This window comes from Nocardia carnea, from assembly GCF_029868855.1.
Classification (GTDB): Bacteria; Actinomycetota; Actinomycetes; order Mycobacteriales; family Mycobacteriaceae; genus Nocardia; species Nocardia carnea_A.
Genome location: NZ_JARWOV010000312.1, coordinates 1 through 7,216, shown reverse-complemented (window position 1 = coordinate 7,216; position 7,216 = coordinate 1). Strand labels below are relative to the sequence as shown.

The 7,216-nt window shown below is 68.4% G+C and carries 8 protein-coding genes; 1 reads left to right on the top strand and 7 read right to left on the bottom strand.

Annotated features, from left to right (window positions below; genetic code table 11):
- Positions 1-104 precede the first annotated feature (104 nt).
- Entirely contained in the window at positions 105-1,082 is a 978-nt protein-coding gene (locus QH195_RS32245; protein ID WP_280426572.1) for a hypothetical protein, read from the bottom strand.
- Positions 1,083-1,187: 105 nt separating this feature from the next.
- Here QH195_RS32245 and QH195_RS32240 point away from each other — a divergent pair, with 105 nt between their 5' ends.
- Positions 1,188-1,835: a TetR/AcrR family transcriptional regulator gene (locus QH195_RS32240; protein ID WP_280426573.1), complete on the top strand. Its 648-nt coding sequence runs from the start codon at positions 1,188-1,190 to the stop codon at positions 1,833-1,835.
- Here the strand turns inward: QH195_RS32240 and QH195_RS32235 are convergent.
- From QH195_RS32235 to QH195_RS32210, 6 genes are all read right to left on the bottom strand, one after another.
- The gene (locus QH195_RS32235; RefSeq protein ID WP_280426574.1) at positions 1,817-2,242 is read right to left on the bottom strand and encodes a hypothetical protein; all 426 of its coding nucleotides are present in this window, start codon (positions 2,240-2,242) and stop codon (positions 1,817-1,819) included. The genes QH195_RS32240 and QH195_RS32235 overlap by 19 nt on opposite strands.
- Positions 2,239-3,048, bottom strand: coding sequence for an isoprenyl transferase (locus QH195_RS32230; protein ID WP_280426632.1), 810 nt, complete (start codon positions 3,046-3,048; stop codon positions 2,239-2,241). The genes QH195_RS32235 and QH195_RS32230 overlap by 4 nt, the downstream gene beginning before the upstream one ends.
- Positions 3,049-3,117: 69 nt before the next feature.
- Positions 3,118-3,885, bottom strand: coding sequence for a DNA repair protein RecO (gene recO / locus QH195_RS32225; RefSeq protein WP_280438168.1), 768 nt, complete (start codon positions 3,883-3,885; stop codon positions 3,118-3,120).
- Between the two features lie 87 nt (positions 3,886-3,972).
- Positions 3,973-5,208, bottom strand: coding sequence for a cytochrome P450 family protein (locus QH195_RS32220; RefSeq protein WP_280426576.1), 1,236 nt, complete (start codon positions 5,206-5,208; stop codon positions 3,973-3,975).
- On the bottom strand, positions 5,205-6,488 hold the full coding sequence (locus QH195_RS32215; protein ID WP_280426577.1) for a cytochrome P450: 1,284 nt from the start codon (positions 6,486-6,488) through the stop codon (positions 5,205-5,207). The genes QH195_RS32220 and QH195_RS32215 overlap by 4 nt, the downstream gene beginning before the upstream one ends.
- Positions 6,485-7,108, bottom strand: coding sequence for a GTP-binding protein (locus tag QH195_RS32210; RefSeq protein WP_432278474.1), 624 nt, complete (start codon positions 7,106-7,108; stop codon positions 6,485-6,487). Before QH195_RS32210 ends, QH195_RS32215 begins: the two co-directional genes overlap by 4 nt.
- Between the last annotated feature and the right edge of the window lie 108 nt (positions 7,109-7,216).

Here is a 7,216-nt window from a genome sequence, read left to right as displayed (position 1 = left end):
CCCCGGGGGGGGGGCCCCCCCCCCCCGCGTTTCTCCACCCCCCCCCCCCCCCCCCCCCCCGGCGCGGGGTGCGGGCCCGGGCCGTGTTCGTGACCGGCCCGAGGTCAAGCGGGTACCGGCACCGCCGCCGGATCACCCGGCGCCGGTTCGGAGCGACGGCTGTCCCGCAGGACTCCGACGCCGAGCAGGACCAGCGCCAGCACGGCCCAGCCGACCAGCACCAGCAGCGGGCCCTGCGCACCCGCCCAGTCGAAGAACGCGACCGAGCGGATCAGCGAGGCCGCGGCGCCCGGGGGCAGCAGCTGACCGATCGTCCCCCAGGGCTGCGGCAGCAGTTCCGGGGCCGAGGTGGCGGCGGAGAACGGGTTGCCGATCAGCAGCATCACCAGCGCCGCGATCCCGATACCGGCGCGGCCGATCACGGTGGCCAGACCGGTTACGGTGCCCGCGACCGCGAACGAGACCAGGCCGGCGACCAGTGACAGCTCCAGATACGGGCCGGGCACGACGGACAGCCAGCCCTGGGTGACCAGCATGCTCAGCAGGCCGCCCGCGATACCGAAGGTGAACACCCCCGCGATCCGGCCCGCGGCCGACGGAATCAACAGGGTCAGCAGTACTCCCCCGGCGATCCCGGCCATCACCAGCGGCAAGGCCATGGCACCGAAACCGGCGCCGCGCGGATCGTCGGGATCACCGGCGACCACATCCTCGACCTGCACGGGCGGCGCTCCGGCCAGCTGCTGGCCGATCTGGGTCAACTGCTGGGCCACCGCCGGACTGGCACCGGAGGCGACCAGCATCCTGGGTGCGCCGTTCCCGGTGACGATCGCCCCGTAGACCTCGCGGTCGCCGATGGCTTCGCGGGCCGCGGCCTCGTCGGGCACGGTGGTCAGTTCGAAGGCACCCGGACTCTGGCCGGCCAGCCGCGCTTCGACCATCCCGGCCTGCGGACCGGCCACGGCCAGCGGGAGGTCACGCGGGGCGATATTGGTCGCGGGCCAGGCGAAGGCGATCAGCATCAGCGCTTGGAGCAGGGCCGCGCCCAACCCGATGGCGACGGCGCGCTGGATGACGTTCATGACGTTCTCCCAGAAAATCGAAGGCTCGTTCTTTTAACGATGAGCCCACCGTCCCACCGGATGCCGCAACTTGTCAAGAACGAATATTCGTTTTAGTTTGTAACCATGCCCCGAGTCAGTGCGGAACACCTCGAACGCCGACGGCAGCAGATCCTCGATGCCGCCCGGAGCTGCTTCATCCGCAAGGGCTTCCACCAGACATCCATGCAGGATGTCTTCACCGAATCCGGCCTCTCCGCAGGAGCGGTCTACCGGTACTTCAAGAGCAAGGACGAGATCGTGGTCGCCCTCGCGTCCACCGCCTCCGGCGATGTCCGCGGCCGGATGTCGGAGGCGATCCATCGCGACCCCCTACCGACCCCCGCGGAACTCGTGGCCGATATGACCGTATGGATTTCCGCGCAGAGCGGCCCCGAGGGCCGACTGCGGCTGGCTCCCCTGGCCTGGTCACTGGCGCTGACCGACGACAACGCCGCCGGCCCCGTCCAGCAGACCATGACCGGTATCCGCGCTATGTGGCGTGAGTACGCCGAACGTATGCGCGAAAACGGCTGGCTCCCGGCCGATGCGGACCTCGATGCCGTGGCATCCGCACTCTTCGGCCTGCTCCCCGGATTCGTCCTGCAGCATCTGGTCATCGGGGATCTGTCCAACGAGCAGTACGTCCGCGGTGTCGCCGCACTCCTCCCGTACGGCCCGGCGCCGAGCGTAGAGGCGGTCGGCAGGGCCGGCGATCAGGGCAGCAAACCCTGACGCGCCTCCCCGGCTCCGCTGAGCACCAGCAACAGCATGGTGGTCAGCGCCTGATCGTCCAGACCCGCCGCGGGGAAGGTGTATCGCAGGATCACATCCGCGAGCTTCCCGTGCGCGATCAACGCGATCGACCCGAACTGCAACGCGGCATTACGCTCGGCCACCCGCTTGTGCAATTGCGGTTTGAGCGGGCGATCCCAGGCCAGCACGCAGGTCAGCGACAGCACATCCAGACCCGGCGTCAAGGTGAAAGCGCTCAGCGAGCACAGCGCCCCCTGGAAATCGAAACGCAGCGAACCGTCGGTATCGACCCGGACGTCGATATCGTGCAGACCCAGACCGGCGCCGGCCCGTGCTTTCAGCTCGATATCCGGGGCTACGGCACCCGAGCCGGTCTCGGAAGTCATTTGGTACCACCGAACCGGCGATCCCGCCGCGCGTACTCCATACATGCCTCCCACAGATTGCGGCGGTCGAAATCCGGGAACAGGGTGTCCTGATACACGAATTCCGCGTACGCGGACTGCCAGATCAAGAAATTCGAACTCCGGTATTCGCCCGAGGGCCGCAGGAACAGATCCACATCGGGCATCTCCGGCTCGTCCAGGTAGCGAGCCACCATGGCCTCGTTCACCTTCTCCGGATCCACCTCACCGGCCGCGACCCGCCGCGCGATTTCCCGTGCGGCGTCGGCGATCTCGGCGCGGCCACCGTAGTTCACGCACATGGTCAACGTCATCACGGTGTTGTCCTGCGTGAGCTCCTGCGCGATCTCGAGCTCACGGATCACGCTGCGCCACAACCGCGGTCGCCGCCCCGCCCAGCGCACCCGCACTCCCATCTCGTGCATTTCGTCGCGCCGGCGCCGGATCACGTCCCGGTTGAAGCCCATGAGGAAACGCACCTCATCGGGGCTACGCCGCCAGTTCTCGGTGGAAAAGGCGTAGGCCGACAGCCACTTCACACCGATCTCGATACATCCTTCGACGGTGTCCATGAGAACGGCCTCGCCCTTCTCGTGCCCCGCCGTCCGCGGCAGCCCCCGCTCCTGCGCCCAGCGACCGTTACCGTCCATCACCAGCGCCACATGCCGGGGAACGAGCTCCCGCGGGATATCGGGCGGGGTCGCGCCCGAGGGATGCGGTGCCGGCGGGCGGACGGTACGAGCACCGGCGGACGCGTCCGAACCGGCAGAGTCACGACGCAGGATCACGGTCAAAGAGTAACTGTGCTCGGAACACACCGACCTGAGCGGGTGCTTGCCCGATGGGAAGGCAGAGCGTCAGTGGGCCCCCGCGACACCGGACGCCGCACCACCGGCAGAACGTTCGATCAGCGGCAGGGTGCGTAGTTCACGTTCCAGATGCCACTGCAGGTGGGCAGCGATCAAGCCGCTGGCCTGACGGCGGGCCGATTCCGGGATATCCGCGACCCGGTCCCAGCGGCCGAGACGGAGGGCCAGTAGATGATCGAAGACCGCAGGAGCCGGAGTGGCGGCGCCGGCCGGCCGGCAGTGCACGCAGACCGCGCCGCCGGCACCGATATGGAAGGCGCGATGCGGGCCGGGAGTGGCACAGCGCGCGCATTCGTCGATGGCGGGCGCCCAGCCGGCGTAGTCCATCGCGCGCAGCAGGAAGGCGTCGAGGACGAGTTCGTGCGGGCGTTCCCCGGCCGCGATGGCGCGCAGGGCGCCCGCGGTGAGAGTGTGCAGCCGGGGGACGGGAGCGCGTTCCTCCCCGGCCAGGCGTTCGGCCGTCTCCAGCACCGCGCAGGCGGTGGTGTAGCGGCCGTAGTCGGCGACGATAGCGGTCGCGAAAGCCTCCACCGTATGCACCTGGGTCACCGTGTCGAGGTTGCGGCCGGGGTACAGCTGGATATCGACATAGGCGAACGGCTCCAACCGGGCGCCGAACTTCGACTTCGTCCGGCGCACCCCCTTCGCCACGGCGCGCACGACTCCGTGTTGCCTGGTCAGCAGCGTGACGATGCGATCGGCTTCGCCCAGCTTGTGCTGGCGCAGCACCACCGCATGGTCTCGATACAACTGCACGGGCTCAGTCTATTGGCGGCGCGGCCGGCGGCACGGGTCCGGTCTGCGTTTCGGCGCGCTGGACTCCGCGGCGCCGCCGGTCCGGATCTAGGTTCCGAGGTGGACCGGGAAAGCCGCGGGATCGTTCTGGGTCAGCACAGGGAGGTTGCCGTGTTCGGTGAGGGGGATATCGGCGCGCAGGTTCGGGAAGCGGTCGAACAGGGCGGGCAGGGCTATCGCGGCCTCCAGCCGGGCCAGAGCCGCGCCGGGGCAGATATGCGGGCCGTAGCCGAAGGAGATATTGCGGTTCGCGGTAGGGCGGGTGATATCGAAGGTGTCGGCGTCGGCACCGTGCAGGCCGCGGTCGCGGCCGATGGCGCGATAGGACATGACCACACCGTCGCCCTTTTCGATCGTGCGGTCGCCGACAGCGATGTCCTCGGTGGCGAAACGCATCAGCAGGTGGATGACGGGGCCGTCCCAGCGCAGCGTCTCCTCGATCGCCTCTTCCCAGGTACGTTCCCCCGCCCGGATCGCGGCGAGCTGGTCCGGGTGACCGAGTAGCGCGCGGGTGGTCATGATGATCAGGCTGACGGTGGTTTCGTGGCCGGCGGCCACCAGCGCCTTGAGGTTGCCGTGCACCTCTTCCTCGGTGAGCGGGGTTTCGCCTTCGGCCACATCGTGGATGAAATCGGAGGTGAGATCGTCGGCCGGGTTCGCGGTCTTCTCCCGGATGAGGCCGGTGTAGTAGTCGTCGAGTTCGGCGAAGATCCGCATCCGCTCGTCGTGCGGGGTGAGCAGTGAGAAGAACTTCTTGTACGACTCGAGCAGGTAGGTGTGATCGGCGCGCGGCACCCCCATCAGTTCACTGATCACCCGCATCGGCAGCGGGTAGGCGAAGACCTGCTTCAGATCCACCGCACCGCCGGCCCCGGCTATCGCCAGATCGTCGAGGAGTTCGGCGGTGAACTGCTCGATCTTCGGCCGCAGTGCGCCCAGGCGGCGCGGCGCCAGCGCGCGGGTGGTCTTGATGCGCAACCGGCGGTGTTCGGCGCCGTCGACGGTGAACATGGAACGGCCCGCGTCGATCATGCCGATCAACGGCCATTCCCGGGTCACCGCACCGGACTGCCACTGGTTCCACTGTGTGTGGTCTTTGACCAGGCGGGTGTCGCCTAGGAGCTGCCGCGCCAGGTTGTGCCGGGTGACGGTCCAGGCCGGAGCGCCCAGCAGGTCGATCTTCGTGAGCTCCGGGCCCTCGCACAGGGTGCGGGTCTCCCCCGCGAGATCGGCGACCATGGGATCGATGGTCAGGGCCGCGGTATGCGGGCATTGCTGGCTCACGAGCCACCTCCAACGGCGGGAACAGGTGTGAAACGAACTGGGAGGGAAGTGAACCCGCGCAGGAACGGGGAGGGCCGCCGAACCAGGGACTCGGCGGGAACCGCCAGGTCCAGATCGGGTAGCCGATCGAGCAGGACCTCGATACCGGTGCGGGCGATGATCTCGGCGATCTGCTGAGCGGGGAAGGGACAGCGGTATTCGCCGTGCCCGAAAGCGAAATGCGCGGCGTTACCGGAATGCGCCGGGTCGGCGCCGTCCCCGGTGTACTGGCGGATATGCGGATCGGAATTGGCGGCGGCCAAACCGAGCAGCAACATATCGCCGCGGCGGACCAGTGCCTCGCCGAGCCGGGTATCGCGCGCGACCCAGCGACCGGCCAGGATCTGGGTGGGCGTATCTTCCCAGAGCACTTCGGTCATGGCCTGCCCGATACTGTGCCGGGCCGCCCCGAATGCGGCGGCGAACCGGTCGTCGACCAGCATGAGGCGAATCGAGTTGCCGATCCAGTCGGCGGTCGGCAGATGCCCGGCCGCGGTGACCGACTGCATATTCAGCACATACTCTTCGTCCGCGAAGGGCACGGGATCGGCGAGCATCCGCGACACCAGATCCTGTCCGGGCTGACGTTTCTTCTGCACCAGCAGCTGCTGCATGTACTCGACGAACCGCTGGTAGGCCGCCGGGGCCTCGGGGCCGCCGTCGCACAGCACCTGCATGGTCTGCGCCAGATAGGGCCCGTCGGCTTCGGGCACGCCCAGGATCCACGCCAGGGTCAGCACCGGGAGCAGTTCGGCGAATTCGGTGACCACATCCGCGTGGCCGCGGCCGCAGAACCGGTCGATGAGGCCGTCGGCGAGCTTCTCGCAGGCAGTGCGCAGCGCGAACGGGTCCACCGATTCGAGTGCGGGTTCCACCAGCGCCACATGCCGGGCGTGCGCGGCGCCGGCGGTGAAGTAGATCCCCGGTTGCGGGCGGCCCACCATCGGCAGCAACGGCCAATCCGGCGGGATCGCCGGCCATTGGTTCCACAATGCCGAATCCCGCGGGAACAAAAGGCCGTCCGTGGTGACCTGATGCAATTCCCGATAGCCGATCACCAGCCACGCGGGGATCCCGCCGATGAGTTCCACCGCCACGACCGGACCGTGCTCGGCGCGCATGCGGGTGTAGAGCAGCGCGGGGTCGGTGTGGAAGCCGGGGCCGTCGAGCCGGACCGCACCGGGTTGCGCCACCGGGCAACTCGCCGCAGGCGCGCCGGCGTTGTACTCGAGGCCGGTCACGATCGCTGCTCCACTCCGGCCGGGGACTGCCGCTCGATGAGATGTTCGACGAGGCCGATCAGCACCTGTTTGCTCGATTCCCGGGAGCGGGCGTCGCAGACGAACAACGGGACGTGCGGGTCCAGGTCGAGGGCATCGCGGACCTCGTCGAGCGGCGGCGGTACGGGTTCGAAAGAATTGCACGCGACCACGAACGGAGTGCCCTGATACTCGAGCCGGTCGATGGCGTACCAGGAATCGCTGATCCGGCGCGGATCCACCAGCACGACCGCGCCCAGGGCCCCGGTGAACAGCCGATCCCACAGGAACCAGAACCGCTCCTGCCCCGGGGCTCCGAACACATACAGCACGTATTCGTCGGACAGGCTGATCCGCCCGAAATCGAAGGCGACCGTGGTGGTGGACTTCCCGGTCACACCGGACAGATCGTCGACGCCGGCACCGGCATCGGTCATCACGGCCTCGGTGTCCAGCGGCTGGATCTCGCTCACCGAGCGGACCATGGTCGTCTTACCCACCCCGAAGCCGCCGACGACAACGACTTTCAGGCCGTGCCGCACCGAACCGGCCAGCGGCGCGCGGGCACGGGTGGGGCGGTCGTCAAAGGCTACGGAGTCCAACTAGCACCTTCTCGAGCATGTCGATATCGAATGTGTCGCAGTAGGGTCCCGTGGCGAGTTCGGGATGGCGCACCGTGACTTTGCCGGTGTGCAGCAGATCCGCGACCA

Bases quoted from the DNA above. Each gene is read 5' to 3' on its own strand.
- QH195_RS32240 (WP_280426573.1), top strand. From the start codon at position 1,188: ATGCCCCGAGTCAGTGCGGAACACCTCGAACGCCGACGGCAGCAGATC.
- QH195_RS32245 (WP_280426572.1), bottom strand. From the start codon at position 1,082: ATGAACGTCATCCAGCGCGCCGTCGCCATCGGGTTGGGCGCGGCCCTG.
- QH195_RS32235 (WP_280426574.1), bottom strand. From the start codon at position 2,242: ATGACTTCCGAGACCGGCTCGGGTGCCGTAGCCCCGGATATCGAGCTG.